Annotated in this window: 20 protein-coding genes; 10 read left to right on the plus strand and 10 right to left on the minus strand. The window is 63.0% G+C overall.

Features of this window, described 5'->3' with window-relative positions; all coding sequences use genetic code 11:
• Positions 1-9: 9 nt before the first annotated feature.
• Positions 10-3,597: a helicase-related protein gene (locus JQ574_RS06605; protein ID WP_212383404.1), complete on the minus strand. Its 3,588-nt coding sequence runs from the start codon at positions 3,595-3,597 to the stop codon at positions 10-12.
• A gap of 463 nt (positions 3,598-4,060) precedes the next feature.
• Positions 4,061-4,873: a DUF3108 domain-containing protein gene (locus tag JQ574_RS06610; RefSeq protein ID WP_212209786.1), complete on the minus strand. Its 813-nt coding sequence runs from the start codon at positions 4,871-4,873 to the stop codon at positions 4,061-4,063.
• Between the two features lie 395 nt (positions 4,874-5,268).
• Here JQ574_RS06610 and rpmB point away from each other — a divergent pair, with 395 nt between their 5' ends.
• The 5 genes from rpmB (at position 5,269) to JQ574_RS06635 (ending at position 12,887) form a co-directional block, all read left to right on the plus strand.
• Positions 5,269-5,577 (plus strand): 50S ribosomal protein L28, encoded by a 309-nt coding sequence (gene rpmB, locus JQ574_RS06615; protein ID WP_211998265.1) that lies wholly within the window; start codon positions 5,269-5,271, stop codon positions 5,575-5,577.
• Between the two features lie 313 nt (positions 5,578-5,890).
• Positions 5,891-7,432, plus strand: a complete 1,542-nt coding sequence (locus JQ574_RS06620) for a hypothetical protein (protein ID WP_212383406.1) — start codon at positions 5,891-5,893, stop codon at positions 7,430-7,432.
• Positions 7,429-9,195, plus strand: a complete 1,767-nt coding sequence (locus JQ574_RS06625) for a hypothetical protein (protein ID WP_212209761.1) — start codon at positions 7,429-7,431, stop codon at positions 9,193-9,195. Before JQ574_RS06620 ends, JQ574_RS06625 begins: the two co-directional genes overlap by 4 nt.
• Before the next feature lie 111 nt (positions 9,196-9,306).
• Positions 9,307-10,593, plus strand: coding sequence for a DUF2235 domain-containing protein (locus JQ574_RS06630; protein ID WP_212209762.1), 1,287 nt, complete (start codon positions 9,307-9,309; stop codon positions 10,591-10,593).
• Between the two features lie 1,172 nt (positions 10,594-11,765).
• Positions 11,766-12,887 (plus strand): DUF2336 domain-containing protein, encoded by a 1,122-nt coding sequence (locus JQ574_RS06635; protein WP_212209763.1) that lies wholly within the window; start codon positions 11,766-11,768, stop codon positions 12,885-12,887.
• A gap of 182 nt (positions 12,888-13,069) precedes the next feature.
• Here JQ574_RS06635 and JQ574_RS06640 read toward each other — a convergent pair whose 3' ends face one another.
• From JQ574_RS06640 to cobS, 6 genes are all read right to left on the minus strand, one after another.
• On the minus strand, positions 13,070-14,170 hold the full coding sequence (locus JQ574_RS06640) for an LLM class flavin-dependent oxidoreductase (RefSeq protein WP_212209764.1): 1,101 nt from the start codon (positions 14,168-14,170) through the stop codon (positions 13,070-13,072).
• 132 nt (positions 14,171-14,302) lie between these two features.
• Positions 14,303-15,415 (minus strand): NADH:flavin oxidoreductase/NADH oxidase, encoded by a 1,113-nt coding sequence (locus JQ574_RS06645; RefSeq protein ID WP_212209787.1) that lies wholly within the window; start codon positions 15,413-15,415, stop codon positions 14,303-14,305.
• Between the two features lie 156 nt (positions 15,416-15,571).
• Entirely contained in the window at positions 15,572-16,642 is a 1,071-nt protein-coding gene (locus tag JQ574_RS06650) for an esterase-like activity of phytase family protein (protein ID WP_212209765.1), read from the minus strand.
• A 4-nt stretch (positions 16,643-16,646) separates the two neighbouring features.
• On the minus strand, positions 16,647-18,548 hold the full coding sequence (cobT, locus tag JQ574_RS06655) for a cobaltochelatase subunit CobT (protein WP_212209766.1): 1,902 nt from the start codon (positions 18,546-18,548) through the stop codon (positions 16,647-16,649).
• Positions 18,545-18,955 (minus strand): GNAT family N-acetyltransferase, encoded by a 411-nt coding sequence (locus JQ574_RS06660; protein ID WP_212209767.1) that lies wholly within the window; start codon positions 18,953-18,955, stop codon positions 18,545-18,547. Before JQ574_RS06660 ends, cobT begins: the two co-directional genes overlap by 4 nt.
• A gap of 3 nt (positions 18,956-18,958) precedes the next feature.
• Positions 18,959-19,957, minus strand: coding sequence for a cobaltochelatase subunit CobS (gene cobS, locus JQ574_RS06665; RefSeq protein ID WP_212209768.1), 999 nt, complete (start codon positions 19,955-19,957; stop codon positions 18,959-18,961).
• A gap of 311 nt (positions 19,958-20,268) precedes the next feature.
• Here cobS and JQ574_RS06670 point away from each other — a divergent pair, with 311 nt between their 5' ends.
• Positions 20,269-20,925, plus strand: a complete 657-nt coding sequence (locus JQ574_RS06670; protein WP_212209769.1) for a DedA family protein — start codon at positions 20,269-20,271, stop codon at positions 20,923-20,925.
• Here JQ574_RS06670 and JQ574_RS06675 read toward each other — a convergent pair.
• Positions 20,918-22,132 carry a citrate synthase family protein gene (locus tag JQ574_RS06675; RefSeq protein ID WP_212209770.1) on the minus strand — a complete coding sequence of 405 codons (1,215 nt, stop codon included), beginning with the start codon at positions 22,130-22,132 and terminating at the stop codon, positions 20,918-20,920. The genes JQ574_RS06670 and JQ574_RS06675 overlap by 8 nt on opposite strands.
• A gap of 74 nt (positions 22,133-22,206) precedes the next feature.
• Between JQ574_RS06675 and JQ574_RS06680 the strand changes: the two genes are divergently transcribed.
• Positions 22,207-23,298 carry a citrate synthase/methylcitrate synthase gene (locus tag JQ574_RS06680; protein WP_212209771.1) on the plus strand — a complete coding sequence of 364 codons (1,092 nt, stop codon included), beginning with the start codon at positions 22,207-22,209 and terminating at the stop codon, positions 23,296-23,298.
• Between the two features lie 170 nt (positions 23,299-23,468).
• Here JQ574_RS06680 and JQ574_RS06685 read toward each other — a convergent pair whose 3' ends face one another.
• Positions 23,469-24,125 carry a J domain-containing protein gene (locus tag JQ574_RS06685; RefSeq protein WP_212037041.1) on the minus strand — a complete coding sequence of 219 codons (657 nt, stop codon included), beginning with the start codon at positions 24,123-24,125 and terminating at the stop codon, positions 23,469-23,471.
• Between the two features lie 108 nt (positions 24,126-24,233).
• Here JQ574_RS06685 and JQ574_RS06690 point away from each other — a divergent pair, with 108 nt between their 5' ends.
• The 3 genes from JQ574_RS06690 (at position 24,234) to JQ574_RS06700 (ending at position 25,652) form a co-directional block, all read left to right on the plus strand.
• Positions 24,234-24,512, plus strand: a complete 279-nt coding sequence (locus JQ574_RS06690) for a BolA family transcriptional regulator (RefSeq protein WP_212209772.1) — start codon at positions 24,234-24,236, stop codon at positions 24,510-24,512.
• A gap of 33 nt (positions 24,513-24,545) precedes the next feature.
• Complete coding sequence (locus JQ574_RS06695) at positions 24,546-25,061, plus strand: ATP-binding protein (RefSeq protein WP_212209773.1); 516 nt, start codon at positions 24,546-24,548, stop codon at positions 25,059-25,061.
• Between the two features lie 147 nt (positions 25,062-25,208).
• The gene (locus tag JQ574_RS06700; protein ID WP_249119144.1) at positions 25,209-25,652 is read left to right on the plus strand and encodes a hypothetical protein; all 444 of its coding nucleotides are present in this window, start codon (positions 25,209-25,211) and stop codon (positions 25,650-25,652) included.
• The last annotated feature ends 83 nt before the right edge of the window (positions 25,653-25,735 follow it).

Genomic DNA, 25,735 nt, shown 5'->3' on the forward strand with positions numbered 1-25,735 from the left:
TTTTAGGGATCAGCGATCCTTGTTGCCGGCGAGCTGTTCCTTCAGCGCCGCGAGTTTGGCGAATGGCGAATTGGGATCGATTGGCCGGTCACGCTCGCGCGGCGCGGCGCTGGTGGCGTATTGCCGATGCGACGGACCGGAGTCGCGCTTGTCACGGCCGCCCTTGTCACGCCCGCCGAAATCGCGGCCGCCTTTATCGCGCCCGCCACCCTTGCTGCGGTCACCCTTGTTGCGATCGCCGCCGAATTTCTCCGGACGACCACCGCCCTTGTTGTCGCGGCGGTTGTCATTGTCGCGGCCCTTGCCTTCGAAGCGCGCGCGCGGCGGACGGTTGTCGGCACGCGCCTCCTGCGGTGCGCCCTCGGCGGGCGGCGTGGCGTTGGCGTCAACAGGCGCGCCCTCGCGCGGCTTGCGGAACTCGTTGTGACGACGGCCGCGGCGATGACGCTGCTCGCGTCCCGCAGCCTCGCCACCTTCGCCGGCAGCGGCCGCGGGCGCAGCACCGTCCTGCGAGGCCTGCGCGCGATCGTGCTGATGGCCGTGACGACGCTGGCGGTTGCGGTCGTGGTGCGGACGGCGTTCTTCCGAACGGCCACCGGGCCGCCAGACTTCCACCATTTCGGGCACGACAGGCGCATCGGGCTTGGCCTCAGTGGCGGCTTCTGTTGGTGCAGCGTCCGCCGGGGCAGCATCGCTGGCGACGGTTTCGGTCGTTGCTTCAACAGCAACCGCGTCGGGAGCCGTGGCCGCCTCAACAGCGGCAGTCACGTCAGGCGCGGCCGGCTCCTCCGATGCGGTCAGCACCTGGGCTTCCTCGACCGGTGTCTCCACGGCCTCGGCTTCGACCACCTCCGGCGCGGCTTTCACCGCGGGCTCTTCGGCCGGCGCCGGCGCGAGGGTGACCTCGGGCAGCAAGGCGGCCGATGGTGCGGGGTCGCCGGAGACCGGCTGGGCGATGGTCTCGTCAGCGGTTTGCGCGGGCGCCTCGGACGACGCTTCTGCCGCAGCTTCCAGCGGCGCGTCTGCCGCGACGTCGGTCGGCGCGGCCGCATCGGTTACAGCATCCGTGACCTCAACCGGCGCGGCTTCCACCACCACCGGCTCAGTCGCCGCGACCGCCTTCGGCGGCAGCGGAGCACGCCGCTCGGAGCGATAGCCGAGCGCGCGCAGGATCGAGGCGAAATCCTCGCCGGCCGATCCCGTCAGCGAGGTCATCGCCTGCGTCACCACAAAGCTGCGGCCGTCGAACGCGCCGGCGGGCTTTTCGCCCGGCGAGCTTTCGCGCCACGCCAAAGCGGGGCGGATCAGATCGGCAAGACGCTCCAGGATATCGACGCGCACCGCGCGCTCGCCGCACTGGCGATAGCCGAGCACGCGATAGGCATCGCGCGCCAGCGCCTTGTCGACCGCGAACGAGGTCCGGCCGCTACTCGCCAGATGCTGCGCGCCTGACAGCGCCGACATATCGACATTGTCCTGCTTCTCGGCCCACAGCAGCGAGGCGAGAGAACGCGCCGCAGGCTTCAACAGGCCCGGGAAATAGATGTGATAGGCGCCGAAGCGCACGCCGTATTTGCGCAGCGTCGCGCGCGAGGGCTGGTCGAGATCCTTCATCTCGGCGGTAATCTTCGAACGCTCGAGCACGCCGAGCGCCTCGATCAACTGGAACGCGATGCCGCGCGCAATGCCGGTGATGTCCTCGGCCTTGGCAAGCCCGAACAGCGGGCCCAGCAGCTTTTCGATATGCGTTTTGAGCCACAGATCGAGCCGCGTCTGCACGGCTTCGCGCGCCGCGCCATTGAGGCGATCGTCGGAGATGATGCGCAGCCGCGGATGCAGCGCGTCGTCGGCGGCGACCAGCTTCGCCACCGCATCGCCGGTCCAGCGGATGGTGCCATCTGACGTCAGCACGAAGGCGTCGTCGGGCGCAGCCGCAAGCTTTTCGGCGCGCGTGTCGATCTCGCCGGCCAGCACCTGCTGTGCTGCCGCCTGCAACGCCTTGGCGTCGCTTCCGGCCTCCGCCGCATCTGGTGCAAAGGTGAATCCGTCGAGGCGGCCGATCACATGGCCTTCAACGATCACTTCGCCGGTCTTGCCGATTTCCGTATTCAAAACACTGTTCTCCCGCAGGCGGCGCATCAATACACTGGTACGGCGGTCAACGAAACGCTCCGTTAGCCGTTCATGCAGCGCATCGGACAATTTATTTTCGACCTCGCGCGTGATCCCCTGCCAGTGATCGGGGTCACCCAGCCAGTCCGGCCGGTTGGCGACGAAGGTCCAGGTGCGGATTTGCGCGATCCGGCCCGACAGCGTGTCGATATCGCCGGTGACGCGGTCGGCCTGGTCGACCTGGGCGGCGAACCATTCATCAGGAATCCGGCCCTTTTTCATCAGGAATCCGTACAGCGTGGTCACCAGTTCGGCATGGGCGGCCGGCGCCAGGCGCCGGTAATCCGGGATCTGGCAGGCGTCCCACAGCCGTTCCACGGCCGCCGGCCCATGGGCCATTTCCCGCACATCGCCGTCGCGGGCCGCATGATCGAGCACGCGCAGATCCTCCGCAATTGGCGCGCGCGTGAGCACTTCATGCTGCGGCGAGAGCGCCAGCGAGACCTGCAGGCTGCCGAGCGAGGCGAAATCCAGCTTCGAATTGCGCCACTGCAGCATTTTGACGCTATCAAAAGTGTGGTTCTGCAGCGCGTTCACCAGTTCCGGCTCGAACGGCGCGCAGCGGCCCGTGGTGCCGAAGGTGCCATTGCGCGTGGCGCGGCCGGCGCGGCCCGCGATCTGCGCAAACTCGGACGGATTCAGGCGGCGGAACTGATAGCCGTCGTATTTGCGGTCGGAGGCGAACGCGACGTGATCGACGTCGAGGTTGAGGCCCATCCCCACCGCGTCGGTCGCGACGAGATAATCGACGTCGCCGTTCTGGAACATCTCGACCTGCGCATTGCGCGTGCGCGGTGACAGCGAGCCCAGCACCACTGCCGCGCCGCCATGCTGGCGGCGGATCAATTCGGCGATGGCGTAGACTTCATCGGCCGAGAACGCGACGATCGCAGTGCGCCGCGGCTGGCGCGTGATCTTGCGGTCGCCGGCAAATTCGAGCTGCGACAATCTGGGACGCGTGACGATCGACGCGCCCGGCAGCAGCCGCTCGATGATGGGCCGCATCGTCGCAGCGCCCAGCAGCAGCGTCTCGTCGCGGCCGCGGCGGTGCAGGATGCGATCGGTGAAGACGTGCCCGCGTTCGAGATCCGCCGCGATCTGGATTTCATCGACCGCGAGGAACGACACGTCGATGTCGCGCGGCATCGCTTCCACCGTCGAGACCCAGTAGCGCGGGTTCTTCGGCTTGATCTTCTCCTCGCCGGTGATCAGCGCGACGGCCTCAGTGCCCGCGCGCGCCGCGATCTTGTTGTAGACCTCGCGCGCCAATAGCCGCAGCGGCAGGCCGATGATGCCGGACGAATGCCCCAGCATCCGCTCGATCGCCAGATGCGTCTTGCCGGTGTTGGTCGGCCCCAGCACCGCGGTAACGCCGGCGCCGGGAGCGCGTTCATGTCCAAACGTGGACGAGTAGGAGAAAGCCATAATTTGCAGGTGTTTCTTTGATTCTCAGCGGCGCCGCGCGGTTTGTTATGTGTGTCACTTTGCGACGGTGATGCGGTCGCGGCTTAAGCTCTGGAACGAGTCTAGAACGAATCGCGAAGGAATCGCTGACTCTTACTTAAACTGGCTTCGTTCACCGCAACATCCAGCGTTAGCGCTCATGATGCGGCACTAGATCAAGTTTGCCTGGGGTCCACAAGGCGGTGATTTCAGGTGAGTTTCCTTAAAATTGAGAGCGCTCGGAGTCGAATCAGAAGCGGTCAAGAGTCAATGGGATTCATCTTCATGAGTTGCATCGATCGCGCCGCGAGCGACAGTGCGCTCCCTCCCCCCTTGCGGGGGAGGGCGGGGGAGAGGGGTAGCCACAAGCGAGACTGCCCGTGAGAACCCCTCTCCCCGACCCTCCCCCGCAAGGGGGGAGGGAGCGATAGAGCGCGTTGCTATATCACTGCGTCTTCGCCACCCTTGGCGGCGCGGCTGTGGTGACAAAACTGGTGGCTTCCAGCATCGCGGGGCCGAACGGGGTCGGGATCGTCATGCGGAATGGAACCAGGATGCGCGTGCCGGCGATCGGCACGAAGGCGATCTCGATGTTGCGCTGGCTGGCGAGGTGCTTGATCACGGGACGATCGGGGATATAGCCCGCGATCGGCGTGAAATAGACCGCGCAGACCACGGCCGGCCCATGATAGCCGCGCTCGGCCTTCACATTTTCCATGCGCTTGTAGTCGAGCTTGAGGTCATAGCGCAGCCGGCCATCGAAAATGCCGGTGCCGGTGCGGCAGGCCTCCGGCGACAGCGGATCGCCGGTTCCAGGCACGCGGATCATCGCGCCCGTCATCGGATCGAGCACGTTTTTGCGATGCGCTTCGGTCACGACGATACGGTCCGGATCAACAGGCGGTTCCGGATCGATGGTGAAATCCTTCACGCCCCCGTTCGCGATCGAAAGGCGGATGGTCTCGGATTTCTTCGAACTCGTGGTGGTCGCGGTATAGGCGTTGGCGACCAGCGCGCCACCCACGACGCGGCCCTGCGAGGCGCCGGAACCCTTGCCGCCCGAAAACGCCTGTAATAGCCCGGTGGAACCGCCCTGCGCGGAGGCGGAAAACGCGTCATCGCCGATTTCGATGGTCCAGGTGCCCTTGCCGACGGGAATGCCCGCCAGCGACGCCTCATAATGGGCATCGAGCCGGCCCTGCGCGGAGGCTTCCAGCGGCGCAAGCCACAGCAGCGCGCCGGCCGCAAGACTGCCCATCAGGCCGAAACGATGCGAAATGGCACGTGTGGTCACGTAACTGACGGTCCTGCTGGCGCGAGCTCTTGTTTATGTAATCAGAAATATCCGGCAATCAACGCGTGGCGGTCCCTCGCGGTGGCTCAATCCGCAGGGAACTGAAGATGTCGGTGGGGATTGCGCCCTTTATATGGTCCTAACGTCTTGATATCCTTAAACCCTTGTAATGGCTTCCAAACCGGCAATGCCGCCTTCTTGAGAGTACGCAAAATCTTAAGCGAAACCCCGCAAAACCTTGACGCCTAGGGCCTACAGCCCTATACGTCCGCGGTTCCTGGAAATGGACATGATTTTGGACCCCCGCGCGGCGCCATGATGCGCTTGCTGATTGCGGGGATGGAAGAGGATTTTGTGCGATGTCTCGGCGCTGCGAACTGACGGCCAAGGGCCCGCTGGTGGGTAACAAGGTGAGCCACTCGAACATCAAGACCAAGCGGCGCTTCCTGCCGAACCTGGTCAACGTCACCTTCATCTCGGACGCGCTCGGCCGCAACGTGCGCCTGCGCGTCTCGACCAACGCGCTAAAGAGCGTCGACCACAATGGCGGCCTCGACGGCTACCTCCTCAAGGCCAAGGCCGACGTGCTGTCGCCCCGCGCGCTCGACTTGAAGCGCGCGATCCAGAAGAAGGTCGGCAAGCCGGTGTACGAGAAGAAGGCGAGCTAAGGGTTAGCTCCGCTTCATCGGCGGGTTTAGAGTTTTGAACGGCTGGGTCGAAAGACCCGGCCGTTTTTGTTTGGCGCACGCGCAATCTAAAGTTGGATCGCTCCAAGGTAGCGACTCAGGTACCTTCGAAAACGGGTATGGAGAATAGTGTGCCAATCACCGCGCTCACCGACGCCGAAATTATCGCTCGCTGCCAGTCAGGGGAATTACTCGATGATATTGGACGTCGGGAGGCAGACATTGCTGACCCGGCTTCGCTGCTGAACCGCTGCATCGCCCTTCACAATGCCAGGCAGATCGATTTGCTGTCATTATGGCGCGGTTTGATTCACTCGGTGGATCAGCATTTTTCGAACGACAGAACTTTTTCTACAGGGCGATCCCTCTACTTGAAACAACTGCCCCTCCGTTGATGGAGGCGGTTGAGGCGCTAGTTAGCAAGGGCGGAAATGATCTCGCTTCGAATCGCCCATACGAAGCCTTTCGCAATTGGTGCATTGCCGATCTCACACGTGCACATGCAATTGTTGCCAGTGCTCGAGCAGGCGACCCCCAAGCTGTTGCCTTCGTCACCTTTGCGCTGACTGCTCTGGACGACTCGGCATTAGCACGATCATTCGCCGAAGATTTTTCCGACAAGAGGCGCTTGTCGGCCCTGTTTGCGCTCGGCCGTATAAAACCAGTCGATCTGATGGACGCAGAAAATACCGTCGGAGTTCTGCTTCCCTTCGTTGACCCATCCAATGATGAAGCGCCGCGCTGCAATGCCCTGATGTCACTTTTGGAAACCTGCAAACGATTTCCGGATTTGGGGCCAGTTTGGGTGCCGAAGGCAATCGCAGCAGCCACGGTAACCCCGACGCCCGGCCTGCTGTTCAACATGGCTCGAGCCATTTGGGATTACATCGAGCTCTTCGATCGTACTTCGTTAGAGCGTGCACTCAATGCGCTCAAGGCAACCGATCCCGCCATGGAAGGTATCATTAAGCAGATCGATATCGCTCTAGAGAAAATTCTCGCTACTTCTAATGAGGATTTAGCACAAGACTTTCTCACTGAAGTTATCGCATCGGGCAACGGTGTCGACTTAGAGAAATTCCCGAGCACCAAGCACAACATTGCTAATGGCGATCGGGGCAGACTTTTCAAGTTGCTGGTGCGCTGGCTTACCAGTGGCGATTCCAATCTCGAAGCAAGCTCGCCTAAGATATTGTCTACCGGCGAGCCACCCATTCCATTCGATACATCCACCGCCGATCTCGGCCTTAGTGAACCTGATCACATCTTTCTTGTCCATAAAGCCGTCGGTTGGCTGTTCATGAACAACGTCGCTGCCGCCTCCATTTTGGTTGCGTGCTTGCGGGGTTGCGATGCCGCGACTGCAGCCGTCATTAGCGGACTTCTGTTTGACCCCCTATTGGTGAACTACGGTGGCAAGGCCCGAGACTATCTTCATACAATCAAGAGCGGCGATGTTGCTTATCAGTCGGTCAAAAAAGCCCTCAACGCAGCGGACATCTTCCTAAAGGGATTACGGATTGATCCGCCGATCAAGGAACTGCGTCCGTCGGAACAACAACTCAGCGTCATGCGCCGACACGACTACGATTGGATGCGGGGCGTACGAAAGGATGCTGAGAAGCGTTCAATTTTTTTCGGCTTGGTACATCGTTCTATCATCTTATACGGACGGCGCTCGATAACCTTTGTGCGAGAGCCGGACGGGAGGCGTCGTGCTGTCAGTATGGACATGCATTCGTTCAGCCATGCGATCGAGCTCCCACGGTCTGAGATTGTCGATCCGGTCGGCCTGAGCATTGCGATTCTCAGCTTGAGGAGCGCGTCCCGAAAATGAAGCTGCTAATTCGTGACTACGTGGCATCACTCAAGGAACGACAGGAATTGGATGCCATCCTGCCAGACCTCTTAAGCGAACTCGGCTTTCATGTCATTTCACGTCCTGGTCGCGGTACGGCCCAACGCGGCGTCGATGTTGCGGCAGTTGGCAAGGACTCCAGGGGCAAGCAAAAAGTTTATCTTTTCACCATTAAGCCCGGCGATCTAACCCGCCAGGAATGGGACGGAACCTCCCAGAAGGTGCGATCCTCCCTAAATGAGATAATAGACGAGTACATTCCAACTCGGATTCCCGCAGCGTATCGCAAACTGAAGGTCGTCATTGTTCTCTGCTTTGGGGGAGATGTGCACGAGAGCGCTCGCTCGCTGGTAACACAATTTACTCGGCGGCATACGACGAGGAGCATCTCATTTGAAGAATGGAACGGCGACAAGATCGCTGAATTGCTGTTGACCGGAGTACTACGGGAGGAATTGCTGCCAAAGCCGTTGCGATCGAGCTTCCAGAAAGCGGTGGCGATGGTAGACCAGCCCGATATTGCTTATGAGCATTTCGCGCTCCTTTTGGCAGCACTCAGAAATGGTATAACGACTGGTAAAGACGCGGTGCGCGTCTCACGACAGATGTACATCTGTCTTTGGGTACTGTTCGTTTGGGCGCGCGACATCGATAATCTAGACGCCCCCTATCGTTGCAGCGAGCTTGTGCTGCTCAACTTGTGGGAAATAGTTAAGCCGTCAATTGGCAAGGGAACTGTGCAGGCGCGCTCGCAGGTAGCGGTCGTTCAGCATACGATCAATCTCCATATTCAGATCGGCACACTCTTGATTGAGCGCAAGATTTTTCCTCACGTAGATCGCCGCAATGCTCTTTCTGCAGCCGTCGCCACGCGCACACATGTCGACATCAATCTTAAGATGTTCGACATGCTTGGCCGGATAGCGATGACGGGTCACTGGATGGTGTGGGTAAGCTCTTTGGGAGGTCCCATCGATCCTGATTTACCAAGGGCCTTGGACCGAATAGCTCAAGCCGGCATGCAGATGATCCAAAACAATCCGGCGCTCTTCCTACCGCTCAAGGACGAGCAGGCTATCGAGGTGGCATTGTTCTTGATGTACGCTGTACGTACCGGCGCCTTCGATCGTGATATACACGCATGGCTTCACGAAATGGCGCAACGATTTCAGCTCGCCGTCCATTTCAATAGTCGTTATCCTTGCCGCTTCGCGGACTATGAAGATTTGATCGAGCATCCAAAGGATGGGAGCGATGAGTATCGCAACGATGCCCTGGCCGGGAGCATTCTCATTCCACTACTTGCAGCTTGGCTCGCAGCAGCGAAGGACCGCGTCGCGCTAGACAGATTGACGGCGCTGAAGGCGGACTATTTTAAGGACTGCACGCTTCAACTCTGGTTGCCCGGAAGAGAAAGTGAAAATCATCTCTATCTCAACGACGAGATGCATGGCGACGCGCTGACGGATCTGCCGGTCGAGGGTGACGGGGCCGAGCTGTTGCAGTCCATCGTCGAAGCCTGTGAAGCGAACGAAGGCTTCATGGCTCTAAGCGCGAACAGAACAGGCTATTGGCCCGTGGTCCTGACAGCATGTCGACACTACCGATTGCCAATACCACCGCAATTCTGGATCGCAACTCTGACCGCGCCGGAACCCACTGTTTCGACGGAAACTTCGGCAGCGCCCGATGCAAAACCTAGGTCCGGCAGACGCACCTCCTCGAAAGGATCATCCGAATAGTCTGTCCCCTGGGCAATTGCCAAGAGGACGCAGCGACACGCTTACATACACAATGGTCGAAATTACCAAAATCGCGATGTGCCCGCAGAGTTAATTCAGGGATGCACCCTCATGGAATCCAGAAACATCGTCATCTGCTGCGACGGCACCGGCAACGAGATTTCCGAAAACATCTCCAATGTGCTGAAGCTCTATCGCTGCCTGCGCAAGACCGAGAAGACCGAGCCGCGGCAGCTGGTGTTTTACGATCCCGGGGTCGGCACGCTGGCGCGGCCGAACACGTGGCACCGGCTCAGGCAGAATTTCAACGCCATCCTGGGGCTCGCCACCGGCTATGGGCTCGATGACAACGTGCTGGCGGCCTATTGCTTCCTGGTGCAGAACTGGCGCGAGGGCGACCAGATCTATCTGTTCGGCTTTTCCCGCGGCGCCTACACCGTGCGGGTGCTGGCGGGGCTGATCCACAAGATCGGCCTGATCACGGAAGAGCAGGCCAATCTCGCCGGCAGCGGCCTGATCGCCTACAAGGCGTTCTCCAGCGACGAGGCGCCGAAGCTGCGCGAAAAATTCAGGGGGCGCGTCGACGCCGCCGCCGCTGAGGATGCCGAGCCGCCCTCGCCGTTCGACAACGCCGCGCAGTTCGCGCGCATCACGTCAGCGCGCTGGCCCGTCATCCGCTTCGTCGGCGTCTGGGATACGGTGGCGAGCGTGATCGTGCCGCGGCCCGACCGGTTTTATCTGCCGAGTCTCGAGGAACTGGCCTGGACGCTGCAGAACCCGAGCGTGCAGATTTTCCGCCAGGCGATCTCGATCGACGAGCGGCGCTGCATGTTCCGCCTGAAGAAGTGGGACGCGCCGCAGACCTACAAGCCGGTCCGCTTCAACGACATCAAGAACACGCCGCAGGATATTTTGCAGGTGTGGTTTTCAGGCGTGCATGCCGATATCGGCGGCGGCTATCCCGAAAAGCAATCCGGCCTCTCCAAATATCCGCTGCTCTGGATGATCGACGAGGCCGAGAAAGCCGGCCTCAAATTCAACCACGCCAATGTCAACCAGCTCGCCTGGGGCATTCCGCGCAAGAACAGCCCGTTCTCCTATGTCGCGCCTGATGTGCGCGGCGAGGTGCATAATTCGCTTGTTGGCGCGTGGTGGCTGCTCGAATTCCTGCCGAAGAGCGCGAAGTACAGGGAATGGCCGAAGCGGCAGGTATATTTTGGGTTTTACTTTCCGGATGCGGAGCCGCGGGTGATTCCGGAAGGTGCTGTCATTCATGAGTCGGTGGTGAAGCGGATGGCCGAGGTGAAGGATTATCGGCCGGTGAATCTGCCGGAGAGGTATGAGACGTGGCCGATGCCGGTGAAGGCGGAAGCGGTGGAGATGCCGGCGGAGGTGTGAGGCACACTGGCGCCACACGAACGGTGCGTTCCCTCCCCCCTTGCGGGGGAGGGCTAGGGAGAGGGGTGGCGGCAGCGGGACTGCCGGTGTAACCGTTGCCCGATCCGCGCACGCGGTGACGAGGCGATCCCTTCACACACCGCCGATGACGCCACCCCTCTCCCCCGCCCTCCCCCGCAAGGGGGAGGGAGCGACCGTTCGGGCGGCTCGCTTCTCGCAAACAAGCCGAAACCGCGACTTCCGCTTTTCAGAATCCATGTCAAGCTCTAATTTTCCGACAATCAAAAATATTTCGCTTTCCATCGCCCCCAAATCACCTGCACATCAATAGCCATCCCGTCCCACTCAGAGGGGCGTCGGCCGTCGTCATGACGAGGGGCGGGGATGCGGTGGACGCTGAGGTTGCGATTGACGGTCGCGGCCGATGCGTACGGTGAAAGCGTGTGGTCCTGGCGCCCGTAACGGCGTCAAGCTCCGAAGAAGCTAACGCTTCGAGGGGTGACGGTGGCAATAGAGGCCGTCTCACCGGGGAGAGCGCGCTATAAGCCGTAAAGCCACTGCGCAGGGAATGTCGGATGTTCTCCGCTGCCCTGTATGCTCATGTGCAGCTTTTTTAGCACAGAACGCACATGAGACCGCGGGTGCAGCGCGCATCCGGCATTCCCTGCGCCCTCTGGATTTGGGGGGCGGAACGAAATTGCATAACTCGGGTGAAACCTGCCGCGGGAATGCGGAGGTGTGTTTGCTTCTTATGGTGGGTCACCAATCGTGCGGCACGAACGGTCGGCTCCCTCCCCCCTTGCGGGGGAGGGCTGGGGAGAGGGGTCCACACGGGCAGTCCCGATGACGCCACCCCTCTCCCTAACCCTCCCCCGCAAGGGGGGAGGGAACGCAGTTGGGCTCGCGATGACAGCAGTGCAAAAATCCCTACCCCACCTTCCCCATCAGTGCGTCGCCAAACGCGGCGACCCAAATCTCCGTAGTTTCACTGAGTATCTCGCCCGATGGATTGCTTCGCGGAGCCTGTCATCGGGCGGCGCTTCGCGCCGACCCGTTGGCTCGCAATGACGGTGAGAGGCCCGCCAGGCAGCCCGAACTTTACCGACTGTTCAGCTATTCCCCATACCCTTTTCCCCTGTGCCAGAATTGGCTTCGAACGCTCAGGACGAGCGATGCTAGAACAATCCATCGCCGATGAGGTCGAGGCGGCCATCAAGGCCGGCTCGGCGCAAAAACACCTCGAGACTTTCCGCCGCGTCACGGACCTGTTCCTGACCTCGGCCGACGGCTTCAATGGCGAACAGATCGAGCTGTTCGGCGACGTGCTCGAACGGCTGATCAGGACCATCGAGCTGCGCGCCATCGCCGACGTCAGCGCGCGCATCGCGCTCGCCGAAATGAGCAGCCAGCTCGCATCGGTGAAGCAGGCGCCGCACGCCGTGATCCGCCGCCTCGCCCACAACGAGGATATTTCGGTCGCAGCGCCCGTGCTGACCGAGTCCGCGCGGCTGTCGGCGGAGGATCTGGTCGAGCTGGCGCAGAGCAAAAGCGAGGCGCATCTGCTCGCGATATCCGGCCGCTGGTGGCTCGCCGAGATCGTCACCGACGCGCTGCTGGCGCGGCATTATCCGAGCGTCAGCCGCAAGCTGGTCGCCAATCCCGGCGCGAAGGTTTCGACGAACGGTTTTGCGGTGCTGCTGGCGCAGGCCGAACACGATCCGGAACTGGCGATCGAGACCGGCATCCGCATCGACCTGCCGGCGGATATCAGGCGGCAATTGCTGCGCGACGCCACTGAAGCGGTGCGCACGCGGCTGCTGTCGCGCGCGCCGCCGCATCTGTTCGAGGAAATCCGCGGCGCCATCGCGGCCGCCGCCGACGGCGCCAGCCGCGAAATGTCGCGCGTGCGCGATTTCGCCGCCGCCAAGCGCTACGTGACGCTGCTCGCGAAAAACGGCCAGCTCAACGAAGCCGCGCTGTTGAGTTTTGCCAAACAGCGCAAATACGAGGAGACGGTGGCGGCGCTCGCCGAACTGTCGCGCTCCGGCATCGACGTCATCCGCCCCTTGATGCAGAGCCTGCGCGATGAAGGCCTGCTGGTTCCCTGCCGCGTCGCCGGCCTGCGCTGGGACACGGTGGCCGCCGTGCTCGACAGCCGCTTCACCTCAGGCCATCTCGGCCCCCACGAACTGGCGCAGGCCAAGGCGCAATACAGCAGGCTGACGCTGGACAACGCGCAGCGCATGCTGCGGTTCTGGCAGGTGAAGGCGACCGATGCACCGGGAATGAATTGACGGATGCTGCGCGGCGATGCGCACTCCCTTCCCTTCTCCCCTTGTGGGAGAAGGTGGCGCGAAGCGCCGGATGAGGGGTCTCTCACCGCAAGGTCTGTACTCGCGGATAGAACCTCTCACCCGTCTCGCCGTCGCTGCGCGCCGTCGATCCACCCTCTCCCACAAGGGGAGAGGGGAAGCAATCACGCCGCGCGGATCAAGCTCGCGTCGAGATGCTTCAGGCGCGGCATCACTTCCTGCTTCAGGAGCCGCAGCGAATGGTGCCACGCTTCCGGCTTGTGCTTGTAGTCGAAGCCAAAGACCAGAAGCGTGCCAAAGCCGCCGACCTCATGATAGATCTTCTCGATCTTCTCGGCGCAGGTCGAGGGCGAGCCGACGATCCAGTTGCGCTTCGCGCAATATTCGGCTGTCACATCCGAGTCAGGCACGTCGGGCGCGTGCTTGAGGTAGTCCTTGAAACCGAAATGCCCGAGCAGAGGGAGGAAGTATTCGGTCATCATCCGGCCCATCATGTCGCCGACCGACAGCCGCCATGCCTCCTCGTCGGTGTCGGCGATGAACACCTCGCGCACCAGCCGCCAGTCCTGCCGGTTCGGCTTGCGGCCGGTTTTGGCGGCGCCGATCTCCACCGATTCCCAGTGGCTGCCGACATAGGCCGGGTTGAGGTTGAGGCTCATCGGGATATAGCCGCGCTCGCCCGCGAGCTTGAGCGTATCCGATCCCTTGGAGAGGCCGGCAACGCCGATCGGCGGATGCGGCGCCTGCAGCGGCTTGAGGTGCGGCTTGAGGAAGTCGAACATCACGTCAGGCTTGTTCACCGTCCAGAACTTGCCTTGGTACGACCACGGCGCGTCCTCGGTCCACATTTTGAGGATGATCTCCAGCGCCTCGCGGGTCATGTCGCGGTTCTGGCCGGACATGCCGTCGACGTTGAACATCGCCCAGTCGCTCGGCAGGCCCGAGGCTGCGACGCCGAAATTGAGCCTGCCGCCGGAGAGATGGTCGAGCATGGCGACGCGGTTGGCGAGTTCGGCGGGGTGGTGATAGGGCAGCAAAAAGCCGCCGGGGCCGAGGCGGATATTTTTGGTCTGCAGGAACGCCTGCGCGAGGATCAGGTCCGGCGAGGGGTGCGGCTCCCAGGGGGCGGTGTGGTGTTCGCCGATCCAGGCTTCCTGATAGCCGAGCTCATCGAGCCATCGCAGCGTCTGCAAGTCCCAGTCGTGACCCTCCTTCAACCCGCACTCCGGCGGATGGGACGGCATCGTGAAATATCCGATCTCCATGGGGCGTCCTCTCGCTGTTTTTTCAAAACGCGTCTGTCGCGCGCAAGCCAGAGCATAGCACGCCTTGCGTGTGGCCGAGATATGACGAAACCAATGGGCAGAAATTCGCGAGGCGGCGCGCGAAATTTCCCGCTACCGCGTGCCGAACGTGGTGGCGCCGAACAGCGCCTTTTGCGTCGAGGGTTGCGAGCGCCAATATTGCGGCGGTGCAAACACTTCGCCGCCGAGTTCGGCGGCGGCGTGCCAGCCCCAGCGCGGGTCGTAGAGCATGCCGCGGGCCAGCGCGACCATGTCGGCCTTACCGGACGCCACGATCTCCTCGGCCTGTCTGGCTTCGGTGATCAGCCCGACCGCAATCGTCGTGAGGCCGGTCGCCTGCTTGATGGCTTGCGCGAACGGCACCTGATAGCCGGGGCCGAGCGGGATTTTTTGCAACGGGCTGACGCCGCCCGAGGACGCGTCGATCCAGTCGACGCCGCGCTGCTTCAGCGCCTTGGCATATTCGAGGGTCTGCGCCAGATCCCAGCCGCCCTCGACCCAGTCGGTCGAGGACAGCCGCAAGCCCACCGGCTTGTCGTGCGGGAACGCCGCGCGCACCGCGTCGAACACTTCGAGCGGAAAGCGCATGCGATTCTCCAGCGACCCGCCATATTGATCGGTGCGCTGGTTGGAGATCGGCGACAGGAACTGATGCAGCAGATAGCCATGGGCGCTGTGCACCTCGATGGCGTCGATGCCGAGCCGCTCGGCGCGCCTGGTGGCCGCGACGAACGCATCGCGCACCCGGACAAGCCCCGCCGCGTCGAACGCCAGTGGCGGCGTCTCGCTCTCCTTGTGCGCAATCGCCGACGGCCCTTCCGGCCGCCAGCCGCCTTCGGAAACCGGGATCAGCTGGCCGCCGTCCCACGGCGTGTGGCTCGACGCCTTGCGGCCGGCATGGGCGAGCTGGATCATCACGGCCGCCTTGGAGCGCTTGCGCACCGAGGCCAGGATCGGCTTCAGCGCGGCCTCGTTGGCGTCGTTGTAGAGGCCGAGGCAGCCCGGCGTGATCCGGCCGATCGCCTCGACGGCGGTGGCCTCGATGCAGAAGATCGATGCGCCCGACAGCGCCAGCGAGTTGATGTGCGTGAAGTGCCAGTCATTGGCGTCGCCATCGACAGAAGAATACTGGCACATCGGCGCCACCATGATGCGGTTGGCGAGTTTCAGGCCACGCAGCTGGATCGGGGAAAACAGGTTGCTCATGTGGGATTCCTGGGGAATTTCCGGACCGAATGGAAGCATGCTGGCCTCCTCTGTAGCGAGCTGCCCCCTTCCCCTCAACCCGCCGCCAGCGCAACCCTCCTCCTACCGTTTGATACCGGCGCGATACCAGGCGGCATGGGCTGGAGGAAAGCCGCCTCAATCCACCAGCGTGAACTGCAGCAGCAGGTTGCGCTGGATCATCGAGAAATTGTCGTCGGAGATCAGCGTCAGCACCGTATCGCCCTCGTCGGTCACATGGGCGTCGATGCCTTCCAGATTGTCGATCTCGCTGCCGAGATCGGCGGTGAAGATCGTGGGACCGTCGATCACGGCGCCGGGGGCGATGGAGTTGGGCGCGATGCGCCGGATCCGGACGCCGATGCCGCCGAGCATGGAAAACTTGCGCTCCAGCAACAGCAATTGACCGGAAGGCAGCAACACCGCGTCGCTGACGTCGAAATTCTCGGTGCGGCGGATGCCGAACTGACCGGGCGTCTTGCCGCCGATCAGAAAGCCGATGATGTTGCCGCCGGCGTCGAGGCCGCGTTCGGAGATCGCGATCAGCGTCCCCGCCAGGGCAAAGCCCTTCGGCACCATCACCAGCGCTTCGAGCCCCTTGTTGAACGGCAGCTTGCGCGTCGCCGGCGGCAACGGCATCACCTCGCCGAGCGAACGCGTAAAGCCCTTGGCGAAATCGAACCGCAGTATCTGATTGACGCGTTCCAGGCTGACATAAACGTAAGAACCATCGAGTGCGATCGCCTCGGTGTCGTACCAGCCGCGCGCGGTGATCGGCTTGCCATCGGGACCGAGAATCGGCGACGCCTCGACATCATCGAGGCCGGTCATCTCGCGGCCCTTGCAAACGATGCGGCCGGTGAACCAGCCGCCCTTGTCGCTGATGGCGATGAAGCGCTCGCCCTTGGCATCGAGCCGCAGCCCCGACAGGCCGCCGAAGCCGCGAAACCTGGAGGTCAGGATCAACCCGCTGCGATATTCCAGCGAGCCAAACCGCACGTGGGAGCGGTCGCGGGTATCGAACGACGGCAGCGGCCTAGCATTGACCTCGATCGAGACCGGCGCGGTGACGGCATATTCATCCGGGGGAGCCGGCTTCGGCGGCCGCTGAACTGCGGTCTGCGCATGCGCGATGGCGGGCAGCGCCACGGCCGAGAACCCCGCCGCTGCAGTTTTCAGGAAGCGACGGCGGCTTACCGGTGCGCGCATACTCTCAGGAATGCAGACGGCGTGGCCGGCGCGTTGTCGTGGGTGCGGCGCCGTGGGTCTCGCTGAAGAGCTCGGCAAGCTTTTCGGTGATGGCGCCGCCGAGTTCCTCGGCATCGACGATGGTAACCGCACGGCGATAATACCGCGTCACGTCGTGACCGATGCCGATCGCGATCAGTTCGACCGGCGAACGGGTTTCGATCTCTTCGATGATGTGGCGCAGATGCCGCTCGAGGTAATTGCCCGGGTTGACCGACAGCGTGGAATCGTCGACCGGCGCGCCGTCGGAAATCATCATCAGGATCTTGCGCTGCTCAGGACGTCCGAGCAGGCGCTTGTGCGCCCAATCCAGCGCCTCGCCGTCGATGTTTTCCTTCAAAAGCCCCTCGCGCATCATCAGCCCGAGATTTTTCCGCGCGCGGCGCCAGGGGGCGTCGGCGGATTTGTAGATGATGTGGCGCAGGTCGTTCAGCCGGCCAGGATTGGCCGGCTTGCCGGCGGCAAGCCACGCCTCGCGGGACTGCCCGCCCTTCCAGGCCCGCGTGGTGAAGCCGAGGATCTCGACCTTGACGCCGCACCGCTCCAGCGTGCGCGCCAGAATGTCCGCACAGGTCGCCGCCACCGTAATGGGACGGCCGCGCATCGAACCGGAATTGTCCAGCAGCAACGTCACCACGGTGTCGCGGAAGGTCGCTTCCTTCTCGTGCATGAACGAGAGCGGATGATAAGGATCGGTGACCACGCGCGACAGCCGCGCCGGATCAAGGATGCCTTCCTCGAGATCGAACTCCCAGGCGCGGTTCTGCTGCGCCATCAAGCGGCGCTGCAGCCGGTTGGCCAGCCGCGCGACGATGCCCTGCAGATGCGCGAGCTGCTTGTCGAGATAGCTGCGCAGCCGTTCCAGCTCGTCATGGTCGCAGAGATCTTCGGCCGCGATCACCTCGTCGAACTTCGGCGCAAAGGCGTGATATTCCGGCCCGCGCGGTTCGTTGGCGCCGCGCGAATTCGGCCGCGTCGCCTCGCCCGGGGTCTCGTCGTCGCCGAGTTCGCCGTCGTCGAAGGTGTCCGACGTGGAAGCCTGCGCGCTTTCCATCGCACTTTCAGACATTTCGTCGGTCGAGGCCTGGGCCTGATCGGCGCTCATTTCCTGCGCGGCGTCAGAGTCGGGCGAACCTTCGGCGCCGGACTGATCGTTCTCGCCGTCCTGATTCTCCTCGTTGTTCTCGTCGTCGTCGGCATCGGCGTTGCGGTCGTCGCCAAGGTCGAGCGCCGACAGCAGATCGTGCACGAGGTCGCCGAACTTGGCCTGGTCTTCGGTAACGCGGCTCAATTGATCGAGGCGCGCGCCGATCCTGTCTTCCAGCACCGGACGCCAGAGGTCGACCATCTTCTTCGCCGCCGCCGGCGGCGCCATGCCGGTCAGCCGTTCGCGCACCAGCATCGCCAGCGCATCCGACAGCGGCGCGTCGGCGCGGTCGGTGATCTCGTCGAACTTGCCGCGATGGAAATGATCGTCGAGCATCGCGGTGAGGTTTTTCGCGACACCGGCCATCCGCCGCGAGCCGATCGCTTCGACGCGCGCCTGCTCGACCGCCTCGAACACGCCGCGCGCCTGCGGATTGCCCGGCATCAGCTTGCGGTGAACTTTTGGATCGTGACAGGCGAGTTTCAGCGCGATCGAGTCGGCATGGCCGCGCACGATCGCGGCATCGCGTTTCGTCATTTTGCGCGCAGGTTCGGGCAGCCGGGCCTTGCCCGGCGCGAGACCCGGACGTTCGGCCGCGAACGTCACTTCGAGTTCGGGGGCCTTTGCGATCGCGCGCAGGCACGACGTCACCGCGCGCTTGAACGGCTCGGTCGGCGCTTCCTTGGATCCGGTGCGGAATTTGGAGTTGGATGTGCTCATAGCGCTTTCGTGAACCAATGGCGCGTCACGCCTTCAGGATAACCGTCGATCGAACCGAATTCCTCATAGCCGCAGGCGCGGTAGAAACCCGGCGCCTGAAAACTCATCGTATCGAGATAGGACCGCGTAGCCCCAAACCGTCTCGCTTCGTCTTCAATCGCCTTGATCAGCTTTGTTCCAAAATCCTTGCCGCGAAGTTTCTGCTCCATCCAGAACAACTGTATGAACAGCACCGTGGTCCAGACCTCACCGACAATCCCGCCGACGATCTTGTCGCCTTCGCGCAAGGAGATGGCGAGGCGCTTGTATTTCTGCTTCCCCATCTTCTCGGTGTTGTAGCCGATCAATCCGCCGAGCACCGCCTTCTTGGTCTTTCCAATGGTGCGCTCGACGGAAATGGTTGGCATGGGCTAGCTGAGCGCCACGTTGACCGAACTCTCGGCCAGCTCCGCGTTGAAGCAGCGCTGATAGAATTCAGCCACCAGCGGCCGTTCCAGTTCGTCGCACTTGTTGAGGAAGGTGACGCGGAACGCAAAGCCGATATCGGAGAAGATATCGGCGTTCTCCGCCCAGGTGATCACCGTGCGCGGGCTCATCACCGTCGAGAGGTCGCCATTGGCGAACGCGTTTCGGGTGAGATCGGCAAGCCGCACCATCTTGTTGACGATGTCGCGGCCTTCCTGCGTGCGATAGTGCTTCGCCTTGGCGAGCACGATTTCGACTTCCTCGTCATGCGCCAGATAATTCAGCGTGGTGACGATCGACCAGCGGTCCATCTGGCCCTGGTTGATCTGCTGGGTGCCGTGATAGAGGCCCGACGTATCACCGAGACCGACCGTGTTGGCGGTCGAGAACAGGCGGAACGACGGGTGCGGCTTGATCACCTTGTTCTGGTCGAGCAGCGTCAGGCGGCCGGAGACTTCCAGCACGCGCTGGATCACGAACATCACGTCGGGACGGCCGGCGTCGTATTCGTCGAACACCAGCGCGATGTTGTGCTGCAGCGCCCAGGGCAGAATGCCGTCGCGGAATTCCGTGACCTGCTTGCCGTCCCGCACGACGATGGAGTCCTTGCCGACCAGGTCGATACGGCTGATATGGCTGTCGAGGTTGACGCGCACGCAGGGCCAGTTCAGCCGCGCTGCGACCTGCTCGATATGGGTCGATTTACCGGTGCCGTGATAGCCGGTGACCATGACGCGGCGGTTCTTGGCAAAACCGGCGAGGATCGCAAGCGTGGTGGCGCGGTCGAAGCGGTAATCCGAATCGACTTCCGGCACGTGCGGGTCGACTTCGGAATAGGCGGGCACTTCGAGATCACTATCGATTCCAAAGACCTGCCGGACCGACACCTTCATATCGGGCAGACCGACGGGTTCCGTATTCTTGCTCATGGCGGCGGTCGTCATCAATCCTCCGAGGTCCCGGGCGTTCCCGAAACCAGATTTGTTGAATGGCTGCGGATGGGTGCTGGCTGCGAACCTAGCAGAGAGCAACGGCCGGAAGAAGCCCGCCGCGCAATGAAAGTTCCGCTGCCTTATCATTGAGATAGGCACTGAACTCGATTTTTGGAGGGCAGCCCTGCGAATCACGCCGTACTTTTGCCGGGTGGCCGGGCAAGCCGCCCCGGAACCGGCCCCTCGGGACGGCTCTTCCCGGCCCCTTGGCGAGTTGTTAGGTCTGGGCCGTCAGGCAAACCACGCGACCGCAACGGGAATTTGTGGCCTCCTTCCTCGACCCTCTGATCGCTTTTGTCTCGGCCCATCCGTGGCTTGCCTACCTGACGCTGTTCCTCGCCGCCCTGCTGGAAGCCGTTCCGGTGGTCGGCTCGCTGGTGCCGGGATCGACCATCATCCTCGCCTTGAGCGCGCTGGTGCCGGGCGGCGAACTGAAATTGTGGGCGGTGCTGGCGGCGGCGATTGCCGGGGCCGCACTCGGCGACGGCACCGCGTTCTGGGTTGGCCATCGCTCGCAGCGCGAGATTCTCAGCGTCTGGCCGCTGAAGAACTATCCCGCCGTGGTGGCGCAGAGCGAAGCCTTCTTCGAAAGCCGTGGCGCGCTTGCGGTGTTCTTTGCGCGTTTCGTGCCGCCGATCCGCGCCTTCGTACCGGTCACGGCGGGCGCGCTGGGCATGCCGCCGCTGCGGTTCTACGGCGTGAATATTCCGGCCATCCTGCTCTGGGCGATGGCCCATGTGCTGCCGGGCGTATTCGCAATCTCCGTGCTGCACGAATATTTCGGGCATCATCACGGCACGGCCAAGCATCTCTGGGTGCTCGCGGTGCTGGTCGGTGCGCTGGTTATCGCGCTTGCGATTTGGATCATCCGCCGCCGCCAGGGCGGCGGCGTGATCGAGCCGACCAGGCCGGTCAAGTAATCCGGGCGCGTCCAGGCGCAGGGCCAACATAGCGCGCCCGCGGGCGAATCAGCCGCTCCTGGCGCAATTGTTCGCTCGCATGCGCGATCCATCCGACCGTGCGGGCCATCGAAAACAGCACCAGCTCATGGCCCGGCGGCAGGCCCAGCGTGTGCACCAGCACCGCCAGCGCATAGTCGATATTGACGAATTCGCCGGTCGCTTCCGCAATGCGTTCCGGGATTTCGTGGGTCAGTTTGCGCTCTGCGCCGGAGCGCGCCAAAGCCTCCAGCAAGGCCTGCGCGCGGGGATCCCCGAGCTTGTAGACGCCGTGGCCGAAGCCCGCGAAACGCTCGCCCAGCGCCACCCGTTCGCGAATCAGGGGCGCGACGTCGCCCTTCACGAGCGTCTTGAGCAGCTGCGCCGCCAGCACGCCGGCGCCGCCATGCCTGGGACCTTTCAGGGCGACGAGGCCCGCGATCATCGCGTCATAGAGGTTCAGGCCGGTCGACGCCGCGCAGCGCACGGTGAAGGTCGAAGCGTTCAATTCATGATCCGCCAGCAGCACCAGCGCGCGGCGTATCAGATCGGCGGCGTGCTTGTGATCGGGCGCCCAGGCCCTGGCGATCTGCAGGTGCAGCGGCTGCGGCGAGGTCTTCGCGTTCAGCATGGTCGCGACCACCAGACGCAGGATGCGGCCGCCGACCATCGCGCGTCCCTCGGGCGCGCGGGTAAAGGCGCGCGGATCGGCAACGGCCGCCAGCGCCAGCACCGCAATGGCGCGATCGATCGCGTTGGCGCCGCGGGCGGCCTCGGCCACCGCGCGCATTTCATCCGAGATCGACGGGCAATTATCTGATGCAAACGGGTCGACGCCGGTGACGTCCCACAGCAGCGTGGCGGCATGTTCGAGCGTATCGCGCTCGGCGAGATCGACGCAGTTGACACCGCGATAGATCGGGCCGTCCTCGGTGATGGTCGCGATCGCCGAATCCATCACCGGCAAATCCGCATCGAAACTGCGCATCCCGCGCGGCTCCGGCGCCGGCGCCCGCCGCTCCTTCAGCGTGCGGACGTCCTCGGCCCGGTAGCGGTGGCTGCGCGAATCGGCCGACGGCTCGGAGCGGATCAGGCCGCGGCTGACATAGGCGTAGAGCGTCGCCTGCGAGATCGCGAGTTCGGCGGATGCCTCGCGGGCCGATAGATAAAGGCCGGCGGATTTTTTCATATTGATTTACATAATCAAGATTGATCAATCTGTCGAGAGGGCCGACCTTTGCGGTGCACAAAGGAGATCCGACCATGAACATGCAGCTTTCAAAGACCCCGATCGGCCTCGACGGCGTCCCCGCCGCGGAAACCGTGCTGAGCCATGTCGACGGCGAGCGCGGCGAATTGATCATTGCCGGCGAGCGCGTCGGCGAACTGGCGCGCAAGACCGGGTTCGAGGGCGTTACCGCCCGCCTATGGAGCGGCGGCACCGGCCAGCCGGTCGGCGAGGCCGCGGTGCGCGCCGCGCTTGGCGCCGGGCGCGAACGCGCCTTCGCCCGGCTGCCGGAACTGTTGAGAAGCACGCGAGGTCTGTCGATCGTCGATGGTTTTCGCGCGGCGATCGCGGGGCTGCGCGCGGAAGCGGGACTGACGCACGAGGCCACCATTGTCGGCGCATTTCCTGTCATCGCAGGCGCGCTGGCGCAGCGCGCCAAGGGCAACGATCCCGTGCCGCCCGATCCGACCGCGAGCCATGCAGCCGACACGCTGTCGATGATGCTCGGCCGCAAGCCCGACGGGCGCGAAGCGGCGGCGCTCGACGCCTATTTCGTCACGGTGTGCGACCACGGCATGAACGCCTCGACCTTCACGACGCGCGTCATTGCCTCGACCCATGCCGATCTGTTTGCGGCGGTGACGGGCGGCTATTGCGCGCTGACGGGGCCGCTGCATGGCGGCGCGCCGGAGCCGGTGCTGGAAATGCTCGACGCCATCGGATCGAGCGAACGCATCAAGCCCTGGGTCGACAGCGCACTGGCGCGCGGCGAGCGGCTGATGGGCTTTGGCCATCGCGTCTATCGGGTGCGCGATCCCCGCGCCGACGTGCTCAAGGGCGCGATCGAGCGACTCGCCGGCAGCGGCATGGATCTGCCGTTCGCGGGCGAAGTCGAGGCCTATATCCGCGACGCCTTGAAGCGGAAAAATCCGGACCGGCCGCTCGATACCAATGTGGAATTCTTCACCGCGATCCTGCTCGACGCGCTGAAAATCCCGCGCCAGGCGTTTACGCCGATCTTTGCGGTGGCGCGCGCCGCCGGCTGGACCGCACACGCCCGCGAACAGCAGCGCACGGGGCGGCTGATCCGGCCGAGCTCGGCGTATATCGGCCCGATGCCTAAGTGACTCTACGCAGATATCTGCGCGTGTCGCCCCGGCCTTGAGCCGGGGCCCATACGCCGCGGCCTGTATTGTTGCAAAAAGAAGATCACGACCGGCGTGTAAGACAAAGACCGACGGTGGCTATGGGTCCCGGCCCCCCGTGCGCAATTGCACTAGGCCGGGACGACAAACAATTACGCCCCGCGCACTACCGTCTTGAGGTAATTATACGCCTTGATGATCTCGATCAGGCGGTCCTCGGTGGAGCGGTCGCCGCCATTGGCGTCGGGATGGTGCTGCTTCACCAGCAGCTTGTATTTTGCCTTCACCGTTTCCAGCGTCGCATCGGGCCCGAGTCCCATCACCTGCAGTGCCTTGCGCTCGGCGTTCATCACTTTTCGGGTTTCGGGCTTGGTCTCGCCGGCAGCGCCTCCCGGACCAGGCCGCCAACGGCCGCGGCCGTTGAGCTCCGAGAACATACTGAACGGATCGGAAGCGGCGTCGATATCGGGCTCGGCGCCGGCCTTGCCCTTCTTGCCGCCGTTGGCGCCCATCTTCCAGGTCGGGCGGTGGCCGGTCAGCGCATCCTTCTGGTAGCGCGCGACGGAGTCGGCGCTCATGCCCTGGAAGAAATTGTAGCCCTGGTTGTATTCGCGGACGTGGTTGAGACAGAAGTGCCAGTACTCTTTCGAGTTCTCACGGCCCTTGGGCGCGCGGTGCGGGCCCTTGTTCTTGCACTCCGGCCATTCGCACATGGCGGATTCTTCGCGCGCCGCAGCCTGCTGCTTCGCGCTCAGCTTGTTGGGCTTGATGCGAATGGAGTCGAAGAATTTGGATGAATCGATTGGCATGGCTGACTTTGACTACGCAATGCCCAAGGCTTCAAGTCTTGACATTGCGAATACCTCTGTTCCGATCTGGCATTGACGAAAAACGGTCCCGGACGTAATGCCGCCGTCATGAGCACCAAGGACGATATCATAAACAAGTTGCGTGAAGCTTTCGTACCCGAAAGCCTCGACGTAACAGACGAATCACATCTGCATGAGGGCCATGCCGGCCACAGGCCGGGCGGCGAGACACACTTCCGGGTATATATTGTGTCGCCGGCCTTCGAAGGGAAGAGCCGGATCGAACGCCATCGCATGGTCAATGCGACGCTCGACGCGGAACTCAAGGGGTCCGTGCACGCGCTGGCGATCAAGGCGCAGGCACCCGGGGAAACTACGGGCCGCTGACTATATCACCCCTGCCACGGATGTAAGCGTCCGATGACCACGCTGAAGCTCATTGTGATGGCCGGACTTCCCGGTTCCGGGAAGAGCACGCTGGCGGAAGGGCTTTCCCGGCATTTTTCGCTGCCGCTATTGTCGGTCGATCCGATCGAGGCGGCGATGTGGCGCGGCGGCCTCTTGCGGGATCAAACGGGGATCGCGGCCTATGAGGTCGCACAAGCCCTGGCAGCAGAACAATTGCGGCTCAATCATTCCGTCCTGATCGACGCGGTCAATCCGGTCGAGTCCCCGCGCGCGGCGTGGCGAAAGCTTGCGGCAAAATATCGCGCGGATTTGAAGATCATCGAATGCATCTGCGTCGACCAGGCGATCCACCGCCGCCGTATCGACGCCCGTATCCGCAATATCGAAGGGATGGCCGAGATCGACTGGGCCAGGGTCGAACAACGGCGCGCCGAATATGAGGCGTGGACCGATGCAAGGCTGACGCTGGACGCCTCGGCGGAGCCGGCGGATCGGTTGCTCGCGGAAGCGATCCGCTATCTGGCCTGAACGTGCGGCGACGCCGATGCGAAGATCGGCCAGGGACGGTGGCAGCGCCTTCATCTTTGTGAGACAATCGGACGCGCGATGGTTCGGTTCGAGAGAACGCGGGGTCGGGCCGACACTGATGCCATCGCCGGCAGATGAGGTCGTCCGATGCGTCGATGGGCACATCAGGGGTTGGCTGCGGCCGTTATGGCGTTGATGGCCGCGTGTCCCATCAAGACCTTCGCGCTCGACATGCCCGGCCCGGCCGCTCAGGAGGTGCTGGTGAAAAGCATTCTGGTGACGCTGAACGACGCGGTCGGATCCGACAATTTCACCGTCCTCCACGCCAAGATCTCAAAACCGTTTCGCGAGCAGTTCCCGCCGGAAAAGCTGCGGGCCGTGTTCAAGGACCTGGTCGAGAAGCACGCGGTGTTCGACGCCGTGGTGGCGCAAAAAATGATTATCGACGAGGACGCCAGGATCGACGAACAGGGCGTGTTGAAACTGAAGGGCCGTTTCCAGACGGCGCCCAAGCAGGTCAAATACCAGCTTGGCTTCATCGAATCGGAAGGGACGTGGAAGCTCAGCGGCGTTGCGATCGATATTGAATAGTACCGCTAGAGCCTTTTCCGTTCCGATGGAATCGGAACGGGGCTCTAGTGTCCCGAATCTGAAGTTCAGCGGACTCGAAATCG

The sequence above is a fragment of the Bradyrhizobium sp. AUGA SZCCT0158 genome, from assembly GCF_018130065.1.
Classification (GTDB): Bacteria; Pseudomonadota; Alphaproteobacteria; order Rhizobiales; family Xanthobacteraceae; genus Bradyrhizobium.

Excerpts from the sequence above, each read along its gene's own strand:
- JQ574_RS06650 (WP_212209765.1), bottom strand. The coding sequence starts at position 16,642 with ATGCGCGCACCGGTAAGCCGCCGTCGCTTCCTGAAAACTGCAGCGGCG.
- JQ574_RS06645 (WP_212209787.1), bottom strand. The coding sequence starts at position 15,415 with ATGAGCAACCTGTTTTCCCCGATCCAGCTGCGTGGCCTGAAACTCGCC.
- cobT (WP_212209766.1), bottom strand. The coding sequence starts at position 18,548 with ATGAGCACATCCAACTCCAAATTCCGCACCGGATCCAAGGAAGCGCCG.
- JQ574_RS06690 (WP_212209772.1), top strand. The coding sequence starts at position 24,234 with ATGAGCACCAAGGACGATATCATAAACAAGTTGCGTGAAGCTTTCGTA.
- JQ574_RS06635 (WP_212209763.1), top strand. The coding sequence starts at position 11,766 with ATGCTAGAACAATCCATCGCCGATGAGGTCGAGGCGGCCATCAAGGCC.
- JQ574_RS06620 (WP_212383406.1), top strand. The coding sequence starts at position 5,891 with ATGGCGCGGTTTGATTCACTCGGTGGATCAGCATTTTTCGAACGACAG.
- JQ574_RS06625 (WP_212209761.1), top strand. The coding sequence starts at position 7,429 with ATGAAGCTGCTAATTCGTGACTACGTGGCATCACTCAAGGAACGACAG.
- cobS (WP_212209768.1), bottom strand. The coding sequence starts at position 19,957 with ATGACGACCGCCGCCATGAGCAAGAATACGGAACCCGTCGGTCTGCCC.
- rpmB (WP_211998265.1), top strand. The coding sequence starts at position 5,269 with ATGTCTCGGCGCTGCGAACTGACGGCCAAGGGCCCGCTGGTGGGTAAC.
- JQ574_RS06640 (WP_212209764.1), bottom strand. The coding sequence starts at position 14,170 with ATGGAGATCGGATATTTCACGATGCCGTCCCATCCGCCGGAGTGCGGG.
- JQ574_RS06700 (WP_249119144.1), top strand. The coding sequence starts at position 25,209 with ATGCGTCGATGGGCACATCAGGGGTTGGCTGCGGCCGTTATGGCGTTG.
- JQ574_RS06630 (WP_212209762.1), top strand. The coding sequence starts at position 9,307 with ATGGAATCCAGAAACATCGTCATCTGCTGCGACGGCACCGGCAACGAG.
- JQ574_RS06605 (WP_212383404.1), bottom strand. The coding sequence starts at position 3,597 with ATGGCTTTCTCCTACTCGTCCACGTTTGGACATGAACGCGCTCCCGGC.
- JQ574_RS06675 (WP_212209770.1), bottom strand. The coding sequence starts at position 22,132 with ATGAAAAAATCCGCCGGCCTTTATCTATCGGCCCGCGAGGCATCCGCC.
- JQ574_RS06685 (WP_212037041.1), bottom strand. The coding sequence starts at position 24,125 with ATGCCAATCGATTCATCCAAATTCTTCGACTCCATTCGCATCAAGCCC.
- JQ574_RS06680 (WP_212209771.1), top strand. The coding sequence starts at position 22,207 with ATGAACATGCAGCTTTCAAAGACCCCGATCGGCCTCGACGGCGTCCCC.
- JQ574_RS06660 (WP_212209767.1), bottom strand. The coding sequence starts at position 18,955 with ATGCCAACCATTTCCGTCGAGCGCACCATTGGAAAGACCAAGAAGGCG.
- JQ574_RS06610 (WP_212209786.1), bottom strand. The coding sequence starts at position 4,873 with ATGGGCAGTCTTGCGGCCGGCGCGCTGCTGTGGCTTGCGCCGCTGGAA.
- JQ574_RS06695 (WP_212209773.1), top strand. The coding sequence starts at position 24,546 with ATGACCACGCTGAAGCTCATTGTGATGGCCGGACTTCCCGGTTCCGGG.